23 protein-coding genes are annotated in these 26,428 nt (G+C 63.4%); 17 read left to right on the forward strand and 6 right to left on the reverse strand.

What is annotated here, in order from left to right; genetic code table 11:
* Positions 1-92 precede the first annotated feature (92 nt).
* Positions 93-1,310, reverse strand: a complete 1,218-nt coding sequence (fdhA, locus tag CH305_RS00200; RefSeq protein ID WP_032404829.1) for a formaldehyde dehydrogenase, glutathione-independent — start codon at positions 1,308-1,310, stop codon at positions 93-95.
* Positions 1,311-1,577: 267 nt separating this feature from the next.
* On the opposite strand from fdhA, the gene araB reads away from it, so the two are divergent.
* From araB to CH305_RS00220, 4 genes are all read left to right on the forward strand, one after another.
* Positions 1,578-3,251, forward strand: a complete 1,674-nt coding sequence (gene araB / locus CH305_RS00205) for a ribulokinase (RefSeq protein ID WP_094701913.1) — start codon at positions 1,578-1,580, stop codon at positions 3,249-3,251.
* The gene (locus tag CH305_RS00210) at positions 3,248-3,925 is read left to right on the forward strand and encodes an L-ribulose-5-phosphate 4-epimerase (protein ID WP_094701915.1); all 678 of its coding nucleotides are present in this window, start codon (positions 3,248-3,250) and stop codon (positions 3,923-3,925) included. The genes araB and CH305_RS00210 overlap by 4 nt, the downstream gene beginning before the upstream one ends.
* Before the next feature lie 39 nt (positions 3,926-3,964).
* Positions 3,965-5,449 (forward strand): L-arabinose isomerase, encoded by a 1,485-nt coding sequence (araA, locus tag CH305_RS00215; RefSeq protein WP_032404136.1) that lies wholly within the window; start codon positions 3,965-3,967, stop codon positions 5,447-5,449.
* A 167-nt stretch (positions 5,450-5,616) separates the two neighbouring features.
* On the forward strand, positions 5,617-6,660 hold the full coding sequence (locus tag CH305_RS00220) for a multicopper oxidase family protein (protein ID WP_094701917.1): 1,044 nt from the start codon (positions 5,617-5,619) through the stop codon (positions 6,658-6,660).
* On the opposite strand, the gene CH305_RS00225 is transcribed toward CH305_RS00220, so the two are convergent.
* The 3 genes from CH305_RS00225 to CH305_RS00235 form a co-directional block, all read right to left on the reverse strand.
* The gene (locus CH305_RS00225; RefSeq protein WP_256983405.1) at positions 6,629-7,897 is read right to left on the reverse strand and encodes a CaiB/BaiF CoA-transferase family protein; all 1,269 of its coding nucleotides are present in this window, start codon (positions 7,895-7,897) and stop codon (positions 6,629-6,631) included. The two genes, CH305_RS00220 and CH305_RS00225, sit on opposite strands and share 32 nt — an antisense overlap.
* A gap of 70 nt (positions 7,898-7,967) precedes the next feature.
* On the reverse strand, positions 7,968-8,597 hold the full coding sequence (locus CH305_RS00230) for a TetR/AcrR family transcriptional regulator (protein WP_094701921.1): 630 nt from the start codon (positions 8,595-8,597) through the stop codon (positions 7,968-7,970).
* Positions 8,598-8,658: 61 nt separating this feature from the next.
* Positions 8,659-9,498 carry a triacylglycerol lipase gene (locus CH305_RS00235; protein WP_094702075.1) on the reverse strand — a complete coding sequence of 280 codons (840 nt, stop codon included), beginning with the start codon at positions 9,496-9,498 and terminating at the stop codon, positions 8,659-8,661.
* A gap of 103 nt (positions 9,499-9,601) precedes the next feature.
* Between CH305_RS00235 and CH305_RS00240 the strand changes: the two genes are divergently transcribed.
* From CH305_RS00240 to CH305_RS00280, 9 genes are read left to right on the forward strand one after another with little or no spacing between them, the layout of a single operon-like run.
* Positions 9,602-11,458 carry a multicopper oxidase domain-containing protein gene (locus tag CH305_RS00240; protein WP_094701923.1) on the forward strand — a complete coding sequence of 619 codons (1,857 nt, stop codon included), beginning with the start codon at positions 9,602-9,604 and terminating at the stop codon, positions 11,456-11,458.
* Positions 11,455-12,240: an ABC transporter permease gene (locus CH305_RS00245; protein ID WP_037155554.1), complete on the forward strand. Its 786-nt coding sequence runs from the start codon at positions 11,455-11,457 to the stop codon at positions 12,238-12,240. The genes CH305_RS00240 and CH305_RS00245 overlap by 4 nt, the downstream gene beginning before the upstream one ends.
* Before the next feature lie 8 nt (positions 12,241-12,248).
* Positions 12,249-13,091: an ABC transporter permease gene (locus tag CH305_RS00250; protein WP_032404140.1), complete on the forward strand. Its 843-nt coding sequence runs from the start codon at positions 12,249-12,251 to the stop codon at positions 13,089-13,091.
* A gap of 2 nt (positions 13,092-13,093) precedes the next feature.
* Positions 13,094-14,299 carry an MCE family protein gene (locus CH305_RS00255; protein ID WP_094701925.1) on the forward strand — a complete coding sequence of 402 codons (1,206 nt, stop codon included), beginning with the start codon at positions 13,094-13,096 and terminating at the stop codon, positions 14,297-14,299.
* The gene (locus CH305_RS00260) at positions 14,296-15,318 is read left to right on the forward strand and encodes an MCE family protein (protein WP_094701927.1); all 1,023 of its coding nucleotides are present in this window, start codon (positions 14,296-14,298) and stop codon (positions 15,316-15,318) included. The genes CH305_RS00255 and CH305_RS00260 overlap by 4 nt, the downstream gene beginning before the upstream one ends.
* A 23-nt stretch (positions 15,319-15,341) precedes the next feature.
* Entirely contained in the window at positions 15,342-16,370 is a 1,029-nt protein-coding gene (locus CH305_RS00265; RefSeq protein ID WP_256983407.1) for an MCE family protein, read from the forward strand.
* A complete protein-coding gene (locus tag CH305_RS00270; RefSeq protein ID WP_032404143.1) occupies positions 16,367-17,599 on the forward strand; it encodes an MCE family protein in 1,233 nt (410 codons plus the stop codon). The genes CH305_RS00265 and CH305_RS00270 overlap by 4 nt, the downstream gene beginning before the upstream one ends.
* Entirely contained in the window at positions 17,596-18,711 is a 1,116-nt protein-coding gene (locus CH305_RS00275; RefSeq protein WP_032404144.1) for an MCE family protein, read from the forward strand. Before CH305_RS00270 ends, CH305_RS00275 begins: the two co-directional genes overlap by 4 nt.
* Positions 18,708-20,009: an MCE family protein gene (locus tag CH305_RS00280; protein ID WP_037155550.1), complete on the forward strand. Its 1,302-nt coding sequence runs from the start codon at positions 18,708-18,710 to the stop codon at positions 20,007-20,009. The genes CH305_RS00275 and CH305_RS00280 overlap by 4 nt, the downstream gene beginning before the upstream one ends.
* A gap of 21 nt (positions 20,010-20,030) precedes the next feature.
* Here CH305_RS00280 and CH305_RS00285 read toward each other — a convergent pair whose 3' ends face one another.
* Positions 20,031-20,513: a hypothetical protein gene (locus tag CH305_RS00285; protein WP_032404146.1), complete on the reverse strand. Its 483-nt coding sequence runs from the start codon at positions 20,511-20,513 to the stop codon at positions 20,031-20,033.
* Complete coding sequence (locus tag CH305_RS00290) at positions 20,510-21,106, reverse strand: hypothetical protein (protein WP_242640327.1); 597 nt, start codon at positions 21,104-21,106, stop codon at positions 20,510-20,512. Before CH305_RS00290 ends, CH305_RS00285 begins: the two co-directional genes overlap by 4 nt.
* A 156-nt stretch (positions 21,107-21,262) precedes the next feature.
* On the opposite strand from CH305_RS00290, the gene CH305_RS00295 reads away from it, so the two are divergent.
* Genes CH305_RS00295 through CH305_RS00310 form a run of 4 tightly spaced genes read left to right on the forward strand, consistent with a single transcriptional unit; the run spans position 21,263 to position 26,419 of the window.
* A complete protein-coding gene (locus CH305_RS00295) occupies positions 21,263-22,366 on the forward strand; it encodes an alpha/beta hydrolase (RefSeq protein WP_094608182.1) in 1,104 nt (367 codons plus the stop codon).
* Positions 22,363-23,616 carry an oxygenase MpaB family protein gene (locus CH305_RS00300; RefSeq protein ID WP_094701929.1) on the forward strand — a complete coding sequence of 418 codons (1,254 nt, stop codon included), beginning with the start codon at positions 22,363-22,365 and terminating at the stop codon, positions 23,614-23,616. Before CH305_RS00295 ends, CH305_RS00300 begins: the two co-directional genes overlap by 4 nt.
* A complete protein-coding gene (hmgA, locus tag CH305_RS00305; RefSeq protein WP_094608184.1) occupies positions 23,613-24,935 on the forward strand; it encodes a homogentisate 1,2-dioxygenase in 1,323 nt (440 codons plus the stop codon). The genes CH305_RS00300 and hmgA overlap by 4 nt, the downstream gene beginning before the upstream one ends.
* Positions 24,932-26,419, forward strand: coding sequence for an aldehyde dehydrogenase family protein (locus CH305_RS00310; protein WP_094608185.1), 1,488 nt, complete (start codon positions 24,932-24,934; stop codon positions 26,417-26,419). Before hmgA ends, CH305_RS00310 begins: the two co-directional genes overlap by 4 nt.
* Positions 26,420-26,428 lie beyond the last annotated feature (9 nt).

Here is a 26,428-nt window from a genome sequence, read left to right on the forward strand (position 1 = left end):
CCGAACGACTGCCCAACTCGATGCAGCACACGTTCGAGCCACCCTCGCATTCTCGCGATGGTGGCTCGAACGACTGCCGGGGTCGGACGCTGTCAGCCGGCGATCATTCCGTGCGGGTCGATGACGAATTTCTGTGCAACGCCACTGTCGAATTCGCGGTAGCCGCGCGGTGCATCGTCGAGCGTGATGACCGTGGCATTCACGGCCTTGGCAATCGAAACCCGTTCCTTGAGAATCGCATTCATCAACTCTCGGTGGTAGCTCATCACCGGGCACTGCCCGGTGGCGAACGACAGCGACTTGGCCCAACCGGTACCGAGGCTGAGCGAGAGAGCGCCACGCTGCGCAGCCTCGTCCACACCGCCCGGATCGCCGGTGACGTACAGCCCGGGGATCCCGATGCCGCCACCCGCCGTGGTGATCTCCATGAGCGAGTTGAGCACCGTCGCCGGTGCCTCGTGAGACGAATCTCCACCGTGACCGCGAGCCTCGAAGCCCACTGCATCCACCGCGGCGTCGACCTCGGGGACGCCGAGAATCTGTTCGATCTGATCCTGCGGTGCACCCTTGCCGACGTCGACGGTCTCACAGCCGAAGGTTCGCGCCTGGGCCAACCTGTCGGCGTTCATGTCGCCGACTATCACCACCGATGCTCCCAACAGTTGCGCACCGACCGCAGCAGCGAGGCCGACCGGACCCGCACCCGCGATGTAGACCGTCGCACCGGGTTTCACTCCTGCGGTGACCGCTCCGTGGAATCCGGTGGGAAAGATATCGGACAGCATCGTCAGGTCCAGGATCTTCTCCAGCGCCTGGTCCCGGTCGGGAAACTTCAACAGGTTGAAGTCCGCATACGGTGCCATGACGTACTCGGCCTGGCCCCCGACCCAACCGCCCATGTCGACGTACCCGAACGCCGACCCGGGTCGATCGGGGTTCACGTTGAGGCAGATGCCGGTCTTGCGTTCCTTGCAGTTTCGACACCGTCCACACGCGATGTTGAACGGTACCGAGCAGATGTCTCCGACCTTCAGGAATTCGACGTCACGACCCACCTCGACGATTTCGCCGGTGATCTCGTGGCCCAGCACGAGCCCCTCGGGTGCGGTCGTGCGCCCGCGCACCATGTGCTGGTCGCTGCCACAGATATTGGTCGAGACGACCTTGAGGATCACACCGTGTTCGCATTTTCGACCGACATTGGCGGGGTTCACTCCGGGTCCGTCGGTCAACTCCAACCCGGGAAACGCGATGTCGTGGACCTCCACCTTCCCTGGGCCGGCGTATGTCACTGCGCGGTTGTCTGCCATGAGTTCTCCTCTTCGATGAGTGAGCTGGGTGACCGGCAGGCCGAGATCATCGACTCGATCTGCGCCTGTGGCCCGCGTCACACCAGTATGCACAGTTCTTCATGTGTTCGCGGACACCGAACTCGCAGTGGAGGTGAGCGACCCGAGATCGACGCCCCGTCCCCCAATCGATCGACCATCACATACCGAGCACTTGACTCAGCCCGATGTTAGCGCTCACACTGTGTTGCACACGTCACAGTCGGTGGCACAGTGAAGGAGATTTGCATGCCGGTGGACCAGTACACGGTGGGCGTCGACTACGGCACCCTCTCCGGCCGTGCCGTCGTCGTCCGCGTCGCGGACGGTGCCGAAATAGCATCTGCCGTACACGAATACCGACATGCCGTGCTCGAGGAAACTCTGCCCGGCAGTACAGTCCGACTGCCCGACGCCTGGGCCCTGCAGGTACCCGACGACTATCGCGACGTCCTACGCCATGCGGTACCCGCAGCGATCGCGGCCGCCGGAATCGCGCCGGAGCAGGTGGTGGGCATCGGTACCGACTTCACCGCATGCACCATGGTGCCCACCTATGCGGACGGCACCCCGCTGAGCGAAGACCCTCGATTCGCCGATCGACCACACGCATACGTCAAACTGTGGAAACACCATGCAGCGCAGGGACAAGCCGATCGCATCAACGAACTGGCCGCCCGACGCGGCGAGAGCTGGCTCCCCCGCTACGGCGGCTTGATCTCCTCGGAATGGGAATTCGCCAAAGCGCTGCAGATCCACGAGGAAGACGGCGAGATCTACGAGGCCATGGACCGGTGGGTCGAGGCGGCCGACTGGATCGTCTGGCAGCTGTGCGGAAACTACGTACGGAACGCATGCACCGCGGGCTACAAGGGCATCTACCAGGACGGGAAATATCCTTCGGTCGATTTCCTGACCGAACTCGCGGCCGGCTTCGCCGGATTCGTCGCCGACAAACTCGATCAGCCTCTGGGTGAACTGGGCTCGCGGGCAGGAACGTTGACCGCCGAGGCTGCGGCATGGACGGGACTGCCCGAGGGAATCGCCGTCGCGGTCGGCAACGTGGATGCTCACGTCACGGCACCGGCCGCGGGCGCAGTCGAGTCGGGTCGCATGGTCGCCATCATGGGAACGTCCACCTGCCACGTGATGAGTTCGACCGTGTTGAACGACGTCCCCGGGATGTGCGGCGTCGTCGACGGCGGCATCGTGGCCGGCTCCTACGGGTACGAGGCGGGCCAGAGTGGCGTCGGTGACATCTTCGGATGGTTCACGCGCACTTCGGTTCCCTCGTCGTACTCCGAAGCAGCGGCGGCCGCCGGGGAGTCGGTGCACGAATACCTGACGCGGCTCGCGTCTGCCCAAGAAGTGGGCGAGCACGGCCTGGTCGCGCTCGACTGGCACAGCGGCAACCGGTCGGTGCTGGTGGACCACGAACTCTCCGGACTCGTCATCGGAACCACACTGGCCACGCGTCCCGAGGACACCTATCGCGCACTGCTGGAGGCCACCGCATTCGGAACCCGCGTCATCGTCGAGACGTTTCGCGACAGCGGCGTTCCTGTCGAGGAATTCGTCGTGGCCGGGGGTCTGGCTCGCAACCCACTGCTGATGCAGATCTACGCGGATGTACTGCGAATGCCGTTGTCCGTCATCACTTCCGCGCAAGGGCCCGCACTCGGCTCCGCCATCCATGCCGCCGTGGCCGCCGGTTGCTATCCCGACGTGCCGGTGGCGTCCAAATCGATGGGCAAGGTCCGCCGCGGTGCCTTCGTACCGGACGAGTCCCGATCGAAGGCCTACGACTCGCTGTACGAGATCTATCTGGAACTACACGATCGCTTCGGTCGGGACGTACCGACGATGCGCCGGCTGCGATCACTTCGACGCGCTGCTCTGACCAGGAAGTTGGAATCGAAATGACGGTTGTCGACGATGTTCGCGGAGTCGTCGAGGAGATCCGCAGAGACGTGTGCGCATTGCACGCCGAACTGATGCGCTACGGATTGGTCGTGTGGACGGCCGGCAACGTGTCCGCGCGAGTACCCGGGCGAAATCTCATGGTCATCAAACCCAGCGGCGTCTCCTACGACGATCTGACACCGGGCAACATGGTGGTCTGCGATCTGCACGGTCGAGTGGTCGAAGGTGAGCATGCGCCGTCCTCGGACACCGAGGCACAGGCGTACGTCTATCGGCACCTCGACCACATCAACGGTGTGGTGCACACTCATTCGCCCTATGCGGTCGCGTGGGCTGCTCGAGGAGAACCCATTCCGGTCGTCACCACGATGTGCGCGGACGAATTCGGCGGAGACATTCCAGTGGGTCCTTTTGCCGTCATCGGCGACGACTCGATCGGCCGCGGCATCGTCGACACCCTGGCCGGCAGTCGGTCTCCCGCCGTCCTGATGCAGAACCACGGAGTGTTCGCAGTGGGACCCGACGCTCGATCCGCGGTGAAGGCGGCGGTCATGTGCGAGGACGTCGCACGGTCCGTACATCTGTCTTACCAACTGGGACAACCACTTCGCATTCCGAGCTCCTCGGTCGACGCACTGTACGACCGATACCAGAACGTCTACGGCCAGCGCTGACCGGCGCCACACACTCTTTCCACGGAAGGTACATTCTCCATGTCCGAAGTATGGTTTCTCACCGGCAGCCAAGCCCTCTACGGTCCCGAGACGCTCGAGCAGGTAGCGGTCCAATCACGTGAGATCGCAGACAAACTCGACGACGCACTACCGGTGTCGGTCGTCTGGAAGCCGGTACTGCTCGACGCCTCGTCCATCCTGCGCTGCATGCGCGAGGCCAACGCCTCCGACGACTGCATCGGCGTTGTCACTTGGATGCACACCTTCTCCCCCGCCAAGATGTGGATCGCCGGCCTCGATGCCCTGGACGTCCCACTGCTGCACCTGCACACCCAAGCCGGAATGTCGTTGCCGTGGTCCACGATCGACATGGAGTTCATGAACCTGAACCAGGCTGCACACGGCGATCGCGAGTTCGGGCACATCGAATCCAGGGTCGGTGTACTGCGGACCACCGTCGCAGGCCATGTCGACAATCCGACGGTACGGACGCGGGCGGAGCAGTGGGCACGTGCGGCGCTCGGGCGGGCCGAGCTGCGGTCGCTACGGCTGGCTCGTTTCGGCGACAACATGCGCGACGTCGCGGTCACCGAGGGCGACAAGGTCGAGGCGCAGCTACGTTTCGGCGTTTCCGTGAACACCTACGGCGTCAACGATCTCGTGGACGTGGTCGACGGTGTCAGCGAGGCGGCAGTCTCGGAACTCGTCGACGAGTATCGGTCGCTGTACGACATCGCCCCCAGTCTGGACAAGGACGGGGACCGACACGACTCCCTTCGATACGGTGCACGCGTCGAAGCCGGAATGCGGCAGTTCCTGACCGACGGCGGATTCAAGGCCTTCACCACCAACTTCGAGGATCTCGGTGGGCTTCGTCAGTTGCCGGGACTCGCAGTGCAACGGCTGATGGCCGACGGTTACGGCTTCGGCGGCGAGGGCGACTGGAAGACGTCGATGTTGTTGCGCGGCATGAAGGTGATGGCCGAGGGACTGGACGGTGGCACGTCCTTCATGGAGGACTATACCTACCACCTGGTGCCCGGAGAAGAGAAGATCCTCGGCGCACACATGCTGGAGGTGTGCCCATCGATCACGACGTCGCGACCCACACTGGAAATCCATCCGCTGTCGATCGGCGGACGTGAGGATCCGGTGCGGTTGCGATTCACCGCCGATCCAGGACACGGCGTCGTCGTCGGGCTGTCCGACGTCGGTGAGCGATTCCGATTGACGGCCAACGTGATCGACGTGGTCGAACCCGACGAGGCACTGCCGAAGCTGCCGGTGGCGTGTGCAGTGTGGGAACCGCAGCCGTCACTGTCGGTGTCGGCAGAATCGTGGTTGACAGCCGGCGCGCCCCACCACACTGTCCTGAGCACGGCCATCGGTCTGCCTGTGCTGGAGGCGTTCTCGGACATGATCGGGGTCGAGCTGCTCGCCATCGACTCCACCACCACCACACGCGGATTCCAGCAGACCTTGCGATGGAACGCGGCGTACCACCGACTCGCAGCGAGGTTGTGACCGCAGCCCATCCAATTTCGAAGGCGCCACGTCAGACGTCGTCTACCTGATCGAACGACCGAACCACCGTCGGACGCGAGTATGGAGCGGGCATTCAGCTGAAAAGCTAATCCATACCGTACCGAACTGTATTGTCACTCCCGTCTGCATCAGGGAGGACGGAACCGATGGTGAAACGACAGTGGCAGTGCGGGGACGTGATGGTGGTCAACGGTAAGGCGTGGCCCTATCTCGACGTCGATCGAGGCGTGTATCGCTTTCGGTTGATCAGTTCGAGCCAACTCAACGACTACCGATTGGCACTGTCGAACGGCGAGCCGTTCTGGGTGATCGGTAGCGATGGTGGACTTCTGGACGCCCCGGTCATGGTTGGCGAACTGGACATCGCGCCCGCCGAACGCTACGACATTCTGATCGACTTCTCCCGTACCGAGCCAGGAACCGCCATCGATCTGGTCAACACGATGCAGATATCGATCGCGGGACAGGCCAACGGCGCCATGGCGATCCGCGACGTGATGCGCTTCGTCGTCGGCGAGAGCCAGGCACCGGTGCGGACCGTCCCCCACACGCTGAGGCGCTCGGCCACTGCTGTTCCGGGGACACCACAATCTGTCCGTACAGCGACGCTGTCTGTCAACGCCAACACCGAGAACCCCACGTTTCTCGGTGTCCTCGGTATGAGTCTGAACAACATGCGATTCGATCAGTCCGATTTCGACATGCCGGTGCAGGGAACCACCGAGCAGTGGGATTTCGTGAACGCGGACGCCACCTTTCAGGTTCATTCGATGCACGTTCACCTGGTGCAGTTCAAGGTCCTCGGCCGCCAGGACTTCGACAAAGTGCGCTACCTGGCCGAGAACCCACCGCCGCTACTGGGTACTCGCTGGACACCGTCGGCCGACGAGTACACCACGAACAGCCCGGAACCGCCCGCGCCGTACGAATCCGGATGGAAAGACACTGTCCGATGCCCACCGAACCAGATCACTCGAATTCTGGTCCGATGGCCGACAGCCGATGAACTCGGATTCGATCCTGACGCGGAGTTCACCGGCCCCGACGGCGCCGCCGCGCAGGGGTACGTGTGGCACTGCCATCTGACCGATCACGAGGACAACGAGATGATGCAACGACTGAGGGTCGTGTCGGCCGAGGGCGCTGCCCCCTCCTCAGTCACGCACGGTGCCGGCGGACACCACCATTGACCTGCTCTCCACCGAGATCTGTTCGAGCGCTCGCCAACTCACCGAGAATATCGTCGGTGTGTTGACCGAGTTCAGGTCCTACGTTGCGGATCGACACCGATCGCTCGCCGATTACCGGTACGATGCCGGGAAACCCCACCGAGACCGGGTCAGGACCACCTGTATCGACAGGGAACTGCTGAATCATGTTGCGAGAGAGCATCTGCTCGTCCGTACAGATATCGGCCGCTGTATTGATCGGACCGCTCGGCACCTCCGCTGCGTCGAGCACTGCGAGCGCCTCGGCACGAGTCGCCGTGGCAGCCCACGCACCGATCGCCTCATCGAGTTCGTCTCGACGTTTCCACCTGCCCGCACCACCGGACAGTTCGGGATCGGTAGCCAAGTCGGGACGCCCGATCGCCAACATGTAGCGAACGAAGATGGCGTCTCCGTTGCCTGCCACAACGATCGACAACCCATCCGAGCACGTGTAAGCGTTGGACGGCGCTATCCCTTCCATCCGCCCGCCGAGACGTTGCCGCTCGACACCGTACGCCAGGTAGTCGGGAATCAGTGACTCGAGCACCGAGAACATGGATTCGCTCAGCGCAACATCGATCACCCGAGACGACAGCGGCAGCGGACCTTCTTCGATGGTCCGAGAACGATTGTGCAGCAACGCCATCACTGCTCCGAATCCTGCATACAAGGCGGCTACCGTGTCGCCTATGGACACTCCGACCCGAACGGGCGGCCGGTCGGGATCGCCGACCAACTCCCGAAATCCGCTGTACGCTTCGGCAACTGCAGCAAATCCCGGCCGTTTCGACAGCGGCCCGGTTTGCCCGAACGCCGAAATGCGCACGAGGACGACGTTCGGAGAGGCGGCATCGAGGGCGTCCGGCCCGATGCCCCACTTCTCCAGTGTTCCAGGGCGGAAGTTCTCGACCACCACGTCGCACGTCGCCGCCAAGTCGAGGACGGACCGTCGACCCTCTTCGGTCTTGAGATCGAGCACGATCGACTTCTTGTTGCGGTTGAGCGTTCTGAACAACATGGAGGTCGTCCCTGAATACAGGCGCCACGAACGGGTCTCGTCGCCCGTGTCCGGGCGCTCCACCTTGATCACTTCGGCACCGAAATCCGCGAGCAGGCGTGCAGCGGTGGGCCCGGCGATGTAGTTCCCCAGTTCCAGTACGCGAAACCCGCTCAGCGGCAGTGCATTCGAGTCAGCAGATGGGTCTTCTCCGAGCACAGCAGCCTCCGTCGAGTGATGGGAATCAACCCACTCACAGTACCATTGAGTATGGTACTGATTTACGGCTTCAATGGCGCGTGAGCAGCTCGAACATCGCATGAACTTCCGCAGCCGATGGAGTTGGCAGGCTGCCCCGCGCATGAACGAACCCGATGCCCGAGTACACGAGAATGCCTGCCCGAAGCCGGGCCTCGTCGGGGTCGAAGTCGAGATCGAGCAACGAGCGCTGGACGACCTCGAAGATTCGATTGTCGAGTTCGCGCACCGCGTCGGCGATCTTGCCGTAGTTGCGAGCCCAGTCCCGAACAGCCGACTCCACAGCCCAGGTTCGTTGGTCGATCAACAGTTCGGCCATGATCTGCAGACGCTGCTCGACCTCGACGGTCTCGAGGCCTTTCAGTCCACGAACAGTGTCGTTCTGAGTGTCGCACCACTTGTCCGCTATCGCTTCCATCAGCTTGTCGATATCGGCAAAATGCCAGTAGAAGCTCCCCTTGGTGACCTCGAGGCGTTCACACAACTTGGTGATCTTCACACCGGAGACGCCGTCGGTGGCCATCAGCTCGAACGAGGCGTCGATCCAGTCGTCGACCGACAAGCGTGTTGCGCGACGCGCCGGTTTGGTCCCGGCCTTTGCCCCCACAGCATTCTTTGCGGGTGCACGTCGCGACGACGCCGACCTGGGTGTGCCTGCCATCAGAGTGAACTCCTCGCTGTCGGAGCGGCGTACCGCCCTTCGATCGTACGATCCGAAGTCGTCATCCGACGGCAGGGGCGGTAAGGGCGGTGAGGGCCAACCGACGAACGAGTGGATCGTTCATCAGTTGCAGGTGGTTCGCCCGATCGCTCGGGTCCACTCCCTGGACGATCACGTTCTCACTGCCGGGTACTGCTGCCGACAGAGGGTCGGTCATCAGGCCGTCGTACCGCGACATCACGTTGACATATCGCACCCCCGGCACCACCCACCCAGTGCGAGCAGCATCGTGCATGTACCCGGAGTTGGCGACGATCTGGCCGCACGCGGCGCAGATCGGTTCGAGCAGAGGCTTTTCCACCACGGCGAGAGCGTCGTAGATTCCGAGGCTCCGATTGACGGCAGCGATCGTGCCGAGACCGGCGATATCGGTCCCGTTCCACAGCGGCCCCACGGTCACCAGCGTGCGAACGTCCTCCGCACCGGCGTGCGCAATCCACTGCTGCGCCACCAACCCGCCTGCACCGTGCGCGAGAACCTGCACTCGGTCGGCACCGGTGCGTTCGCGGACGGAGCCGACGAATGCTCCGAACTCGATTGCCGAGTCCTCGATTCTCGACAGACCTGCCACCGCCAGTCCGTTCTGCTGCAACAGAACCGAAGCCTCCGGGGCACCGTAGGTGAACGCGAACGCGCACACACCCCGGCCACCCAGCTCGTCGAGCCACCCGTCCCACTCGCGCTCCGAAGATGCGAGATCGTGCACCAGGACGGTGGGCGTGGCGCACGTCGAGGGGGACGCAGCGGCGGCCGAAACGCCGAAGCTCGTGACGGCGGCAACGATCGACGAGGTCGCGACGACAACCCGCGCCACTCGACCTGCGTTCTCACGCAGTTTCATCGGGCCCTCCATCTGCGGTTTCGGTGAAAGTGATTGACCACACCATACAGTGCGGTATGGTGCGTGTCACATCGTTCGACCGGCGCGAAAGGCCCCCTCACACATGGCGCACGACATGACCCGCCGCAATCTTCTCCGAGCGCTGGGTGTCGGCACCGCAGCAGTGGCACTCGGCGGCGTCAGCGCCTCCCGCGCATTCACCTCGCCCATCGACAACGCATTCGAGAGTCCGCTGCTGTTCCACTCGCCCAACGTGACTGCGTTCCGAGATGCGCTACCGACACTCCCGACCGTGTCGGGATCGAACCTCTCGGTCGATGCGGTGTCTGCGATGCACAGATTCCATGCGGACATGCCCGAGGTACCTACCCTGGCCTATCACTGCGGACCGAACGCACAACCCGGCTACCTCGGGCCCATCATCGAAGGGCACGCCGAGGACCCGCTGACCCTCCGATTCTCCAACAACATGGCCCTGCACCCGATGGCCCAGGACATGGACACCTCGCTGCACGGTGTGACCGACAGTTTCCGTACCTCGACCCCGATGTCCCTGCACCTGCACGGCGGCGTGACTCCTCCCGAGAGCGACGGCAATCCGGAACAGCTCACACTCCCCGGAGGAAGCATCGTCCACCACTTCCCCAACGGCCAGGAAGCGGCAACACTCTGGTATCACGATCACGCGATGGCCATCACCCGGGTCAACGTCTACGCGGGCCTGGCCGGTATGTACCTACTGCGAGATCGATTCGACACCGGCCTCCCCGACAATTCCCTCGGCTTGCCTGCCGGTGAATTCGAAATGCCACTGGTCATGCAGGAGAAAATCTTTCGCGAGGACGGTCACCTGAGCATCCGATCGACTCGCATCGTGCCCGAGGGTTCCTGGGAAGGTGGAGCCGTCGGCGATGTAGGGCTGGTCAACGGCATGATCTGGCCCGAACTCACCGTTGCCCGAGGCCTCTATCGCTTTCGGATGATCAACGCCGCGTCGTACAGCGTGTGGAATCTGCACTTCCAGAACAACATGAAGTTCTGGGTCATCGGTAACGATGGCGGCTTGCTCGATTCACCGGTGCCCGTGACGTCGATCAGGGTTGCTCCAGGTGAGCGATACGACGTACTCGTGGATTTCTCCGATTACGACGCAGGACAGACGGTCGAGCTACGAAACGACGAGGCCCCGCCCTTCCAAGCGGCCGTCATCGGTGCGGTCACGATGCCCCTGTTCTGTCGATTCCGGGTGGGTGCAGCGCGCGGATTCACCGGTGGGGTTCCGACATCGCTGCGCGGCGCTCGAGGGCCGGCACCGATCGCACCGATCCAGCAGCCGACGAAGATCCGTACCGTCACCGTCAGCCAGCCCTATGCGCTGCGCAATCCACCGGCCATCATGTCGCTCAACAATCTTCGCTACAGCGACCCGGATATCGAGATGCCTCGGCCCGGAACGGTCGAGCAGTGGAACATCGTCAACATCACTCCCGATCCACACCCGATCCACATCCACCTCGTCACGTTCAGGATCCTGAGCCGCACTCCCCTGCGCACCGTCGATTACCAGGTGGCAAATCCACAACCCGCCGTCGGAATCAAGTGGACTCCCGATCCGGAGGGGTTTCTCGCCGGACCCGCAACCCCGCCTGCCCCGTGGGAAGCCGGATGGAAGGACACGGTCCGGGTGGACGGCGGTACGGTCACTCGCATCATCGTTCGTTTTCCGACGGCCGACGAATTGGGCTTCGACCCCGACGCCACCTTCGCCCGGCCCGGCGGTACGTCGGCGCAGGAACCGAGTCCCGAACACAGCGTCGATCACGGCCCGATGCATCAGGTGCACAACGGAATGGACCATTCCGCGGAACCCGCGGGCGACCTTCAGGGCTACGTCTGGCACTGCCATCTCCTCGACCACGAGGACCACGACATGATGCTGAAGTATCGGATAACCCAGTGACACAGCCTCTTCGGAGTGCAGCGCGCGCGACCGCCAAGGCGACGTCGGCGGTCGGTGAGTTCTACGGCCTCTCGATCGACACCGCGGTGGCACTGGGACGCAGAGACTTCCAGTGGCGCGAGTTCGTGGACCAGAGCTGGTTCATCGCCCGAGTGTCTCTTCTACCCACGATCTTGATGTCGATCCCCTTCACGGTTCTGGTCGTATTCACACTCAACTCACTGCTCTCGGAATTGGGAGCCAGCGATCTCAGTGGCGCGGGGGCCGGACTGGGTGCGGTGACCCAGATCGGTCCCCTGGTGACCGTGTTGGTCGTTGCCGGTGCTGCGGCCACAGCGATTGCCGCGGACCTCGGATCGCGCACCATCCGTGAAGAAGTGGCGGCGATGGAGGTGCTCGGCATCGACCCCATTCATCGGCTCGTCGTTCCTCGTGTCGTTGCCTGCACCATGATCGCGGCGCTGTTGAACGGAGCCGTATGCAGCATCGGCCTCGTGGGCGGCTTCTTCTTCTCCGTCTATCTCCAGGACGTCACACCAGGTGCATACGTATCCGGAATCACCCTGCTCGTCGGCCTACCGGAACTGCTCCTGTCCGAGATCAAGGCGGCATTGTTCGGTTTACTGGCCGCACTGATCGCCTGCTACCGCGGCCTATCCGTCGTCGGAGGGCCACGAAGCGTAGGCGAGGCAGTCAACGAGACCGTCGTATTCTCCTTCGTTGCTTTGTTTCTCGTCAATCTCACGCTGACGTCTGTCGGCCTTGCACTGAGCGACCGGTGAAGAACGTGATGGGCTTCGATATCGCCGTCCGAGTGAATCGTCGGTACCGCAGCGTTGTCCGCGGAATCGACACCGTGGGCGATCTCGCTCTGTTCTTCGGACGCGCCGTCGCGTCGACCGGAAAAGCCGCACGTGACTACAGAGCCGAAACTCTGCGCGTACTTGCCGAGATCAGTCTCGGCACAGGCGCTCTCGCGGCCGTCGGTGGAAGCATCGTCGTGCTGGGATTCCTCACGCTGTTCGCCGGCGCTACCGTTGCAGTCCAGGGATTCGACTCCCTGGGGAATATCGGTGTCGATGCCCTCACCGGTTTTCTCGCCGCGTATGTCAACGTTCGTGTGGTAGCTCCGATCACTGCCGGCGTCGGCTTGGCGGCAACTATCGGCGCAGGCACCACAGCGCAATTGGGTGCGATGCGCATCAGCGAGGAGATCGATGCGCTCGAGGTCATGGCCATCAAATCCGTGCCGTATCTCGTCGGAACGCGGGTGCTTGCAGGCATGCTCGCTGTGCTGCCCCTGTACTCCTTGTCACTTATCACCTCGTTTCTGGCCAGCCGAATCGCCACAGTCGTCGTTCTCGGACAATCCGGCGGCGTCTACGACCACTACTTCTCGACGTTTCTCGTCCCCTCGGACGTCCTGTGGTCCTTCCTGCAGGTCTTCGTCATGGCGGCTGCCGTCATGCTCATCCACACCTACTACGGCTACACGGCCACCGGTGGGCCGGCAGGAGTGGGAACTGCCACCGGTCGCGCCGTCCGACTCTCGCTCATCACCGTCGTGATGGTGACGTTGATGATTTCGCTTGCCCTCTACGGTAATTCCCGATCAGTACACCTGGCGGGGTGACGATGAACCACACACACCGGATCGGATCGGCTGCACCCCGTGTGGCTGCCGTGATCATGGCCGCACTGCTCGTTCTCGCAGTGGCGGCCACCTACTTCGCCTTCACCGGCGCGGTGGGCGATGCCGTCCGTCCACCGACCAGGGTGAGCCTGCAGTCGGATCGGAGCGGCCTCGTGATGCAACCGGGGGCCTTGGTGAAGATGCACGGCGTGGAAGTGGGAACGGTGGACGCCGTCCGCCAGGTTCCAGGTGGCGCGGTCGTCGAGCTTCGCCTCGACGGCGCTGCAGCACAGTCCATTCCGGAGAACGTCGAGGCCCGGATTGCCGCTACCACGATCTTCGGGTCGAAGTTCGTCACGCTCACCGAGCCTGCCAGTCCATCGACCACACCGATCGTGTCGGGCGCGGTCGTCGAATCATCCTCGGTGACAGTGGAGGTCAACACCGTGTTCGAGACCCTGACCGAGGTGCTGGCGGCTGTGGAACCGGACAAGCTGAACGCGACGCTGACCTCGTTGGCCACGGCAACGAGTGGGCGCGGTAGCGATATGGGGCTGACCCTCGACGAGACGAACGCACTGCTCGCCGGCGTCGAACCTCGGGTTCCGACGCTGCAGCGCGACATCGCATCGGGAGCGACCGCCACCGAGACGTTGGCCGACGCAGCACCGGATCTGCTGACGAACCTGAACAACCTGACGACGACCGGGCGCACGCTCGTCGACACCACCGACAGTCTCGACGCCGTGCTGCTCGGCGTGATCGGAATGGCCGAGGTGGGAAATACGGTGCTGACGGACAATGCTGCAGGCATCTCGAGCACTGTGCACGAGTTGAAGCCGACAACCGAACTGCTCGAGGAGTATTCGCCCGAGTTCACCTGTTTCCTACAGGGAGCGGACCGCGCCCGGGTCGGTGCCGAGGAAGTTTCCGGCGGAAATGGACGCACCATGTTGCTCAACAGCACCGTGCTCTTCGGCATACCGCCGTACGAGTACGAGTCGGACCTGCCCCGAGTAGCGGCGTCCGGTGGACCGCGATGCGGCGCATTGCCCAACGTGCCGAACGATGCCGTACCGACCCCGTACGTGGTTGCCGACACCGGATCGAACCCGTTCCGTGCCGGCAATACCGGCCCGGTCTTGTCACCGAGTTCGTTACTGGACTTTCTGCCCGGCGGACTCGCCGCACCGGGCGGGACCCGATGAGCCGCACATCCACGACGATCAAGCTGATCGTGTTCGTGGTGGTGATGGCCGTCGTGCTCGCGTGCCTGGTCGTCGTGTTCGGACAGATCAGATTCGAATCGACAGCCTCGTTCCGGGCAGTCTTCACCAGCGCATCAGGCCTTCGCAGTGGAGATTTCGTACGAGTTGCAGGCGTGGAAGTCGGCAAGGTCGGCGACGTCACCATCGTCGACAACGATCGCGCGGCGGTCGGCATCGACGTGGGTGCAGGTTACGTCGTGACGTCGTCCACGACCGCAACCGTGCGCTACCAGAATCTCGTCGGCGACCGCTATCTCGAACTCGCGGACGGACCCGGGGATGCGGTTCCGATGGACGAGGGTGCCACTATTCCACTCGAACGAACCTCACCCGCACTGGATCTGGACCAACTCATCGGCAGCTTCGAGCCACTTTTCCAGGCCGTCGATCCCTCGAAGGTCAACGATCTGAGCGCAGAACTCGTCGCGACACTGCAGGGTCAGGGCGGATCGATCGCATCCCTGCTCGCCCATACCGCCACACTGACCACATCCCTCGCCGATCGAGACGAGGTGATCGGACGGGTGATCACCAACCTGGACACGACCTTGACGACGTTGGCAGACCAGAAGGACGTCGTGTCCACAGCACTCGATCGTGCCCAGAATCTGGCGTCCGGCCTGGCCACCGACAGCGCCGCGTGGGGCACGGCACTGAACGATATCGATTCGTCATCGGCCACGGTGGCGGACCTGCTCACCGTGGCCAGACCGCCGCTGAAGTCCACGCTCGACGAGCTCGGTCGCACTGCTGCTCAACTGGATTCGGAGAAGGAGACGATCGGTAGCGTCGTCTCCCGGTTGCCCGATACCTACGCTGCGCTCAGTCGGCTCGGCGCGTACGGAAACTTCTTCAACTATTACCTGTGCGGCATCAAGTTGAAGATCGATACACCCGATGGCCGAGGGCTGACCACGCCGCTCATCGGCCAGGAAACGGGAAGGTGCGCGCCGCGATGAATCAGCGAGTTCGAGGTCGCAATATGCTCCGACTCGGTATCGTCGGTACCGTCCTGGCGATACTGCTGACGCTGGTGGCGACGAATGTGTCATCGCTGCCGATATTGTCGGCCAGCTCTGAATACAGTGGCACATTTCGGGACACCGGGGGGCTCGCCGTCGGTGCCGATGTCGAGGTCGCAGGGATTACGGTGGGCACAGTTACCGACATCGAAATCGACTCGGACACAGTCATAATCACGTTCACCGTGAGCGGCGACGTCGTACTGCGAGAAGATACCCGTCTGTCCATACCGACACAGACGGTGCTGGGTACGAAGAACCTGCGCATCGATCCCGGCACCAGCGGCCGATTGAGTTCGGGGGCTCGGATCCAGCTGGACAACACCACGAGCCCGTACCAATTGACCGACGCGCTGGGAGATCTGACCGACGATGTCACCGAACTCGACACCGATGGACTCACCGACGCCATGCGCGTGACCACCGACGTACTCGAGCAGACACCCGCCGACCTCGCGGCCGCTGTCGACGGTGTAGGTCGACTGTCGCAGACCATCGCATCCCGGGACGAATCCTTGCGGTCGCTGCTGGCGGCAGCGGAACAAGTGACCGGGGTACTCGCCACTCGCAGCGAACAGATCGACACTCTCGTCGTCGATGCCGACACGATCCTGCGTGAACTCGATCGCCGCAGAGCCGCCGTGGACCGGCTGTTCGACAGTGTCACCGACCTCGCCCAGAATCTGAGCGGCCTCGTCGCAGACAACGAGGCCCAACTCGGGTCGACGCTCGCCTCACTGGATTCGGTCCTCGAGGTTCTGGAACAGAACCGAGACAACATCGGTCAGGCCATCGAGAACCTGGGTCCCTACATCACCCAACTCGGTGAAGCAGTGTCGAGTGGACCGTTCTTCAACTCGTACATTCAGAACTTGATCCCCGGGCAGATCATCTCTCCGTTCATTCGGGCCGCCCTCGGACTCGGTCCGGCTCCCGGCGAATCTGCCACCGTGAACCCGTTGTCCGTCATCGACGGAGCGCCGCGGTGACGGCCCGGCAGTGGCAACTGGCCGCCATCGGAACCGGCTTGGCGGTGCTGGCCGCGGTCTCGTACACCGTGGTCCCTCGCATGATCACCACGTCCATAGTCGCCGAATTCTCGAGCACCACCGGCCTGTACGTCGGTGACGACGTGAAGATCATGGGAGTCGATGTCGGCTCCGTCCGGTCGATCGAACCCCGCGGCGATCACGCCGACGTGGAGCTCGAAGTCGACTCGTCCTATCCGGTACCCGCCGATGCCATGGCCGTGATCGTCTCGCAGAGCCTGGTCGCCAGCCGTTTCGTCCAACTCACCCCGCCCTACACCGGTGGCCCGGCAATGGACGACGGGCAACGAATCCCGATCTCGCGCACGGCGGTTCCGGTCGAGTGGGATCAGATCAAGGCCCAGCTCGCCCGGGTGGCCGACGCGTTGGGAACCGCGACACCTGATCGACAGGCACCTCTCGGGGCCCTGGTAGACGCTGCCGATGCCAACCTGCGAGGTCAAGGGCAGAACATCGCCACTACGGTCAGTCAGCTCTCCGATGCGCTGAAGACGTTGTCCGACGGCCGAACCGACCTGTTCGCCGTCGTCCGGAACCTGCAGGTATTCGTCTCTGCACTATCGGCGAGCGGACAGCAGATCGTGAACTTCAACAACTCGATGGCGTCGATCACCGAGGTCCTGGATACGAACTCCGAACAGATCGGTACCGCGTTGACGTCACTGGATGTCGCGGTGGGCGATGTGCAGCGCTTCGTCGCCGCCAATCGAGACGGTCTCGACGACACTCTCCGCAGCCTGCAGAGCGTGATCGGTGAACTCGCCGCGCAACGGGACGGAATCGCGCAGATACTCCATGTCGCCCCGACCGCGTTGTCGAACCTGAACAACATCTACCAGCCGGCTCACAATGCGATCGTCTCCGCGCTGGCACCGAACAACTTCGCCAATCCGATGGACTTCATCTGTTCTGCCATTGCCGCAGCGGAGGAAGTCGGAGCTCAGGAAGGGGCGAATCTGTGCGTGCAGTACCTCGGTCCGTTGCTGAAAACACTGGCCTTCGATTATCTTCCCTTGTCCACCAACCCGATTCACGGAGTGGGCGCACTCCCCGATCAGCTGGTCTACAGCGAACCCGAGCTCGTACCGGCCGCCCCGGCACCATTCCCCGCCCCGGCACCCTCGCCGTCGTCGCTGACGGACCTCCTCCTTCCGGGAGGCGGGCAATGACGACGCGCACGCCGAAGCGTCGTTCGATACTGCCGCTCACCGGTGTGGCACTCGTTCTGCTGACCTCCGGGTGTGGCTGGCAAGGTCTCAATTCCCTCCCGCTCCCCGGCACCGAAGGCGAAGGGCCAGGCGCATATTCGGTGACCATCGAGATGCCGGACGTATCCACCATCGACCGCAATTCGCGAGTGCTCGCTTCCGACGTCACGGTGGGACGCGTCGCAGACATCGAACTGGACGACGGCCACGCGGTCGTCACCGTGCACATCGACCAGGGCGTAGAGCTGCCGGAGAACGCCGTGGCAGCAGTCGGACAGACCAGCCTTCTCGGATCCACCCACATCGAACTGTCGCCGCCTACCGCCGTGTCACCCACCGGCCGTCTCGCCGATGGAGATGTCATCCCGCTGGATCGAGCAGGCGCGTACCCCACCACCGAACAGACGCTGTCCTCGCTCTCGCTCGTGCTGAACGGCGGCGGACTTCCCCAACTCGGTGACATCGTCGACGAGCTGGACGCCGCACTCGGTGGACGGCCGGAATCGGTTCGCGCTCTCATCGATCGTCTGAACACCCTTCTCGACGGTCTCGTCGAACAGCAAGCCGACATCGAACGCTCCATCGACAACCTCGATCGCTTCGCCGCCGACGTCGCGGCTCAGAACCAGGTGCTTGCCGACGCCGTCACGACACTCGGGCCTGCACTGGACGTCTTGTCCGATCGCCGACAGGATCTGACCACCGCACTGGTCTCGCTAGGCACGCTGGGAAGCACCGCGAAAGAGATCGTCGACGACACCGGCGGTGACCTGGTCGCCGAACTGGAGGAGTTGCGTCCGGTCCTGGCCTCCCTGGCAGACTCCGGTACGTCACTGACCGACTCGTTCCGCTACCTACTCACCTATCCGTTTCCGATCGACACCTACCAGAATGCGGTGCGCGGCGACTACGCCAACGGTGATGTGACACTGGACCTTCGGCTCGACACCCTCGACAATGCGCTGTTTCTCGGCACGCCGCTCGAAGGCGCACTCGGATCGTTCTCACCCAGCCCGGCAGCGACGATCCCGTCGACCACAGATCTTCTCATCCCACCGGCAGGCACTCCATGACACCGAAGCAGTCTCTCCATCGCAAGCTGTGGATCATTCTGGTGGTCGCGGTGGTCTCGACCTCGACCACCGGGATCTACTTCGCGCGAGTGTCGGAACAGCTCGGCATCGGCCGCTATCGAGTCGCCGTCGAACTCGCGGACGGTGCCGGTCTGTACACCGGAGCCAACGTGACGTATCGAGGGTCCGAAATCGGCCGGGTCGTCGAGCTGACCAGCCACGGTGACGGAGCGCGGGCAGTGTTGTCACTCGAGTCGGATGTCGCAGTTCCCGCCGACACCGAAGCCGAAGTCCACTCCATGTCCGCGATCGGCGAGCAGTACATCGACATCGTCCCCGACTCGTCCGACGGACCGTATCTGTCCGACGGTTCGGTGATTCCCCGGGACAGGACATCGGTCCCCGAACAGGTTGGGCCCACGATCGACCTGCTGCAGACGGCGTTGGCATCCATCGGCTCCGACAACCTTCGGAGCGTGCTCGACGAAAGCGCTGCAGCGCTGGGCAACAACGGAACGAACGTAGCCGAACTCCTCGACTCGTTCCGGACCCTGAGCGCCGACGCGAACGCCGATGCCGCGTCGATCACCGGACTGATCGACAACGCCGACCCCGTCCTGACTGCCGCCGCAGCGAGCAGTGAGTCGATCAGAGCCTGGGCGGCATCGCTGACCGGTGTCACCGGAGAACTACGCGACCGCGACGCGTCGATCCGCTCCCTGATCGACAAGGGCACACCGATGGCCACGGAAGTGACCGCGTTGTTCCAGCAGCTGCAGCCGACACTGCCTCTGCTACTGGCGAATCTGACGACCGTCGAACAGGTTGCCGTGGTCTACAACCCGTCGATCGAACAGATTCTGGTGTTGTACCCGCCCCTCATCGCAGCGACACAGGGAACAGGAATGCTCAATTCCCAGTCCGGCGAGCCGGGCCAGAACACGTACTTCGCGGCGCAGGTGAACGACCCACCGCCCTGCACCACCGGGTTCCTACCGGCATCCGAACGCCGATCACCCACCGAGATCGACACCATCCCGACTCCTGACGGGCTCTATTGCAAGGTCGATCCGGCCGATCCGACTGCCATTCGTGGCGCGAGAAACCTTCCGTGCATGGAGTTTCCGGGGCGTCGTGCCGCTACCGTGGAACTATGCCGCGACCCGGTGGCATCCACCGGCGAATACGACACGACCGACAGTTCCTACATCGCCGGCGACGGTCGGCGATACGTCGACGAGAACCTCGACACCACGACGCAGACCCTGGACGGCCTGCTGGTCCCTGGCGGGGGCTGAGCGCCCACGACGTCCTCGGAGTCAGATCGGATCGAGTGTGGAGATCAACCACCGGCCGTCGACCTGGGTGAGTTCGATCCGGAGGCTGCTCGATGCGGCCTTCGGATCCGGTGCGTCGGTGGAGGTGATGTTCTGGTTCACGAACACCAGTGCCACCGCCGAGTCTTCCGACGATGACACCACTGAACTGGCCGATACCGTTGCACTCGAGGTGATTCCGCGATCTTTCGCGGCCGGAGCGATGGACTCGGCACCGAATGCGCTGTAGTAGTTCAGGAAATCGCCGGTGAGGAAGGACGCGGCATGCTCGATGTCGGCGTCGACCGACTCGGCGCGGTAGGACAGGACCGCGACGGCACCGTCGTCGGCCGCGTCGCTGATCGCCGAGCGCACCTGCTGCTGCTCTTCGTCGGCTCGATTCATCACGTAGAGCGAGGCCGTGGATGCGCCGGCGCCGACGAGCAGCACCGACAGGCCCGCTACCAGTAGCCGATGGTGGATCACGGGACGAACTCCACATCGGAGACCAAGATCGACTCGCCGGCGTTGTCGAGGGTCACTCGCAGTCTCCACACTCGCGGTTCTTCCTGCGCGCCGGACGAATTGGTGACACTCGACGTCGCTGCCACGAGAACACTCGCTGTGCGGTCGTCGGCGTTCTCGATTCCCGCTTCGGTGATGGACCCCGTCGCCTGCACATCGGCTTGCTGCACCACCGATACGAAATCATCTGCTCGCTCGCCGAACTGGTCGCGAAACGTGCCGGTCGAACGCTCCAGAACTCGCGCGACATCGTCGTCGACGGTCGACGCGGAGATCGTGGTCAGATCGAGCACGCTCTGGCGGGCAACCTGCAGATAGCGCTGCTGAAGGTCCTGTGCAGCAGCCAACTTCTGATGCTGATGCAGCAGCAGTGCACTGCTCGCGCCGAGCGCCACGACCCCGAGCACAGCGACCCCGATCAGACTGCGACGCAGCCGCAGCGGACGCCTGGGTTCATCGTTCGATTCGTCCTTGTCGATAGCGATGTCATCGACGTCCGGCGCATCCTCGGTCGATTCGGATGCGCTCTCCAGCACTGCTTCTCGCTCACTCATCGATATCACTCTCTCAGTCCAGAACCAACCGACCGTACTACACGGTATGGACGGTTCGCAGCCGAATGAACGAAAAGAACGGGACTTGTCCATACCTCGAAGTATGGTACGTTCCTGTGACTCGGATCGCATTCGTCCTAGGAGGCGGACCCTCAAGTGATCGTCGACAATTTCCAGAGAATCCAATACGAACCAGCCCGAGACGGCCGGGTGGAAATGCACTCGGGCCTGTCCCGGCACTACCCCACGCTGCACGCCAATCTCGTTGCCCCGCAGCACCACGACCGCAGTGTCGGAATCCTTCTCGCACATCCCACCTCGGACTTCCTGTCGCACTTCCTACTTCGCGGCTTCGCCGAGGCAGGTCTGCCGATCATGGGACTGAACACGCGGTACAGCTCCAACGAACCGGCACTGTTGATGGAACGCGCGATCGCCGATGTCGGATCCGGTGTTCGCTGGATGAAGAACGAACTCGGCTTCGAGAAGGTCGTTCTTCTCGGGTTCAGTGGCGGCGGCTCGCTGTCGACCTACTACCAGGAGCAGGCGGAGTCGCCGACCGTCGAGGTCGACGGCCCCGCGCTGGTCCCGGCCGATGCACTGATGCTCGTCGGAGCTCACTCCGGGCGGGCGCGCGTACTGCGGCACTGGATCGACCCCGCGGTCACCGACGAGAACGATCCGTTCTCCACCGACCCAGAGCTCGATCTGTACAGTCCCGATCGCAACATTCCCCTCGATCGGAACTGGGTCGAGCAGTACCGCGCGGCGCAGCTCGAACGCATCAGAAGAATCGACGACTGGGCAATCCGCGAACTCGACACCGTGTCGGTCCGGGGCGCGTCGGATCACGCATTCGTGGTCCACCGTACGGTCGCAGACCCTCGATTCGTCGACCTCACGCTCGATCCAAGCGACCGGCAACCGGGAAGTATGTACGGAGATCCCCAGCGCGCCAACACCGCTGCCGGCGGGCTCGCACGATTCGTGTCGGTACGCAGTTGGCTGAGTACCTGGAGCTCGGATCACACCGGAGCCGACGCCCTGAAGAATCTACCGAGGATCGATGCACCGACGCTGATCGTCTCGCTGCTCGGCGATCAAGCAGCCTTCGCCGGAGATTCCCGCTCGATGCACGACGCCAGTCCAGACTCGACACTCGTCGAGCTGCCCGAACTCAATCACTATCTCGTCGACCAACCCCACGGAGTCGGCACCGTCACCGACGAATGCGGCACCTGGATGGAGAAGAACGTATGACCCTCACCGCGGACACCGGACGCGTACCGACCGCCTTCACCTACTGGGAGCATCGGAAGAACCCGCGTCTCGCCCGAGTCGAATCGACGGTGCGAAAGCTGTTCGGCACGTCGCTCTTTCCGTCCGACGACCTCGCCGCCGACTTCTGCGACAGCCTGTTCCACGGAGACCCCGTCGCCGAGAACTTCGTCGACGAGGTGTTCGCTTCTGATCCGAAGGCCGGGCGCGCACTTCTCGACCGAGCGTTGGTGGAGGGCATCGACGCACTCGACGACGTACCGGCCAGCATGCGTGTTCTCTTCGACGAGTTCGAGACGCTGCCGGAGTGGGTGCGGCCGGAGCTCGTCGAACAGGGCGCTGCCATCTGGCGGCGCTGGGGCACGATGTTGTTCGCTGTTGCGGGCGGCATCACCCTCGAGATGTACACCGAGGCCGCCGTTGCGACACCGCTGTCCCTCGCCGGCGGCTACGCAGGCGACAACGCACTACGTCGATTTCTGGAAACCTGCCAGTTCTGGGTCGACACGTCGGAGCCGGGGGCACTGCTGAGCATCGGATCGACCGGCCGCGCAACCGCGATGAAGGTGCGGGTGATGCACGTTGCAGTAAGACGCCGCATCGACGGGCATCCCGAATGGCACACCGAGAAGTGGGGCTACCCCATCAGCCAGGGCTATCAGATGCTGACGCTGCTCGGTGGCAGCACCGTACCCGCGTTGGCCCTGCGACTCGTCGGGCTGCAGACCACACCCACCGAGATTCGCGCGCTGCTGCATTTTCAGAAGTTCATGGGTCATCTGCTCGGGGTGAACGTGGACAACTTCCCGACCACCATCGCCGACTCACTGCGCATGACGGCCATGGTCTCGGCAGCACGCAGTTACGACGCCGGGGTACACGGCAAGGAACTCATCGAATCGTTTCCCGCCAGCTTTGCGCCCAGGCCGCACCAGAAGGGATTGGCGCGCTTTCGAGCTCGGTACAATTACGGCATCTACGGCGCGTACACCACGCTGTTCATGGGCCCGGCGACGCGTGCGAAATACGACATGCCTTCGGCGTTCCCATGGATTCTGATCGTGCTCGCGCGATTCCCTCTCATCACCGCGCTCGAGCTCGTTCGCCGAATCGTTCCCGGGGTCGCACCGAGAATGGAACGAATTGCCGACGCGCACCGCCGCAGCTGGCTTCGTGCCCAAATGGACGGCCGAGAGGTCGAATTCGATGCCCAGGGAGCATTGCGCCGATGACCGAGAACCTCCAATATCAGACCGGATTCGGGAACGAACATCATTCCGAGGCGATCGCCGGTGCCCTGCCGTGGGGTCAGAACTCCCCGCAGCGAGCGCCCTACGGCCTCTATGCCGAGCAGCTCTCGGGAACCGCGTTCACCGAGCCGCGCGAAATCAATCGGCGCAGTTGGGTCTACCGCATCGACCCATCGGCACGGCACCCGAGGTTCGAGCGCATCGACAACCGCCACTTCCGATCCGCTCCCTTGGTCGACGGCGTACTCGACGTCAATCGTCTGCGCTGGAATCCGCTGGACACCCCGTGGCCGGACGAGGACTTCCTGGACAGCATGTACACCATGGCAGCGAACGGTAATGTGCTCGAGCGCAACGGAATCGCCGTGCACATGTACCACGCGACACAGTCGATGACCGACCGGTACTTCGCCGACCTCGACGGTGAACTGCTCGTCGTTCCGCAATCGGGTGGAATACGTGTGCACACCGAGTTCGGACTCCTCGACGTCATGCCCGGCGAGATCGCCGTGATCGGTCGTGCAGTGAAGTTTCGGGTGTCACTGCACGCGGATTCTGCCTCCGGGTACGTCTGCGAGAACTACGGGTCCTACTTCACCCTGCCCGAACTGGGCCCCATCGGATCCAACGGCCTGGCGCATGCCCGTGACTTCTCGTATCCGGTTGCCGCGTTCGAGGATCGCGCAGACACCGTGCAGGTGGTCCAGAAGTTCGGCGGCCAACTCTGGGCAGCGGAATACGACCACTCCCCCTTGGACGTCGTGGCCTGGCACGGCACACACAGTGCGTACAAATACGACACCGACCGTTTCAACGCCATGGGCACCGTCGGGTGGGATCACCCCGACCCATCCATCTTCACCGTTCTGACCTCGCCGTCGGAGCGACCCGGCCAGGCGAATGTCGACCTCGCCATCTTTCCCCCGCGATGGAACGTCGCCGAACATTCGTTCCGGCCTCCCCACTTCCACCGCAACATCATGACCGAGTTCATGGGACTCGTTCGAGGGCAACATGATTCCAAGGCCGAAGGTTTCGTCCCCGGTGGGGCGAGCCTGCACAACATGTGGGGAGCCCACGGGCCCGACCTCGAAACATTCACCACCGCGTCGAATGCAGAGCTGGTGCCCCAGAAGTTCGACGGCTCATTGGCCTTCATGTTCGAGACCCGGCTTCCGCTGATCACGACGGACTTCGCGCACAGTGCTGGGCACCGTCAGCCGGACTACGACTCTTCGTGGAGCGGCTTGCAACGACATTTCGTTCCCCGAGATTCCGCATCCAGAGGAGATCCACGATGACCACAGCCGACATCACCCGACCTGAATTCGATCTACCCGAGCCACTGCTTCGCATCGGTGGCGCACGTATCGCCGCGGCCGACGGTGCCACGTACACCTCGACCAATCCTGCCACCGGCGAGGTGGTCGCCCAGATCGCCGCGGCCGGCCAGGAGGACGTGGATGCGGCGGTTCGCTCTGCGCGCGAGCAGTTCGAGCACGGCGAATGGTCGCGGACCAGTGGAGCCGAACGAGGTAGAGCTCTCAACCGACTGGCAGTACTCATCGAAGCCAACGCCGAGACACTTGCCGCGCTCGAAGCCGTCGAGATGGGCAAGCTCTTTCGCGACTCCGTCGGCGGTGACATTCCCTGTGCCGCCGAGGTGTTCCGGCACTTCGCCGGGTGGGCAGACAAGATCTCCGGCTCGACCGTGTCCCTCCCCAACTTCGGCCCACAGAACAGATTCGGCTACACCGTCCGTCAGCCGCTCGGTGTGGTCGCCGCAATCACCCCCTGGAACAACCCGGCCCTCATCGCGGCCTGGAAGCTGGCCCCGGCTCTCGCCGCCGGGAACACCGTCGTCGTCAAGCCCGCCGAGGATGCCTCGTTGTCCACGCTACGACTGGCCGAACTCGCCACCACAGCGGGCATTCCCGATGGCGTGATCAACGTGGTCACCGGTCTCGGTCCCGTCGCAGGTGCGACCCTGGCCACGCACCCCGGTGTCGACAAGGTCTCGTTCACCGGCAGTCCCGCTGTGGGACAATCGATTCAGAGCTTCGCGGGCGGCAGCTTTCGCAAGCTCGTTCTCGAACTCGGAGGCAAGGCACCCCAGCTGATCTTCGAGGACGCGGACCTCGACGCTGCGATGCCCTGGATCGCAATGGGCAACTTCTACCATCAGGGTCAGGTGTGTGCTGCCGGGACGCGAGTGCTGGCGCACGAATCCGTCGTCGATCAGGTTGTCGACGGACTCGTTGCAGCAGCAGAGAGCGCTGTGGTCGGGGATCCCTTCGACAACCGGTCCACCATGGGGACCATCGTCAACGCGAAGCAGCTCGCCCGCATCGAGGGGTACATCGACTCCGGCATATCCGAGGGCGCACAGCTGATCTACGGCGGTAAGCGCGAACGCAGTACGGGAATCTACGCACAGCCCACGGTATTCCGCGGTACCAACGACCTCACCATCGCCCGTGACGAGATCTTCGGCCCGGTTGCCACAGTGATCAGCTTCCGCACCACCGACGAGGCAATTCGGATAGCCAACGACACTCGGTACGGACTCAACGCAATGGTTTACTCGCAGAACATCTCCCGTGTCCATTCCGTCGTCGAGAAGCTTCGGGTGGGAACGGTCTGGGTCAACGGATGGGGTGTGCCGGATCCGGCACTGCCCTGGGGCGGCAGAGCAGGGAGCGGCATCGGCCGCGAACTCGGCCGATCCGGACTCGAAGGCGACACCGAGGAAAAAACAGTACACATCGGCTTCGACGGCCTGTGATGCCTGAAA

The sequence above is a fragment of the Rhodococcus sp. 15-649-2-2 genome (assembly GCF_002258645.1).
GTDB lineage: Bacteria > Actinomycetota > Actinomycetes > Mycobacteriales > Mycobacteriaceae > Rhodococcoides.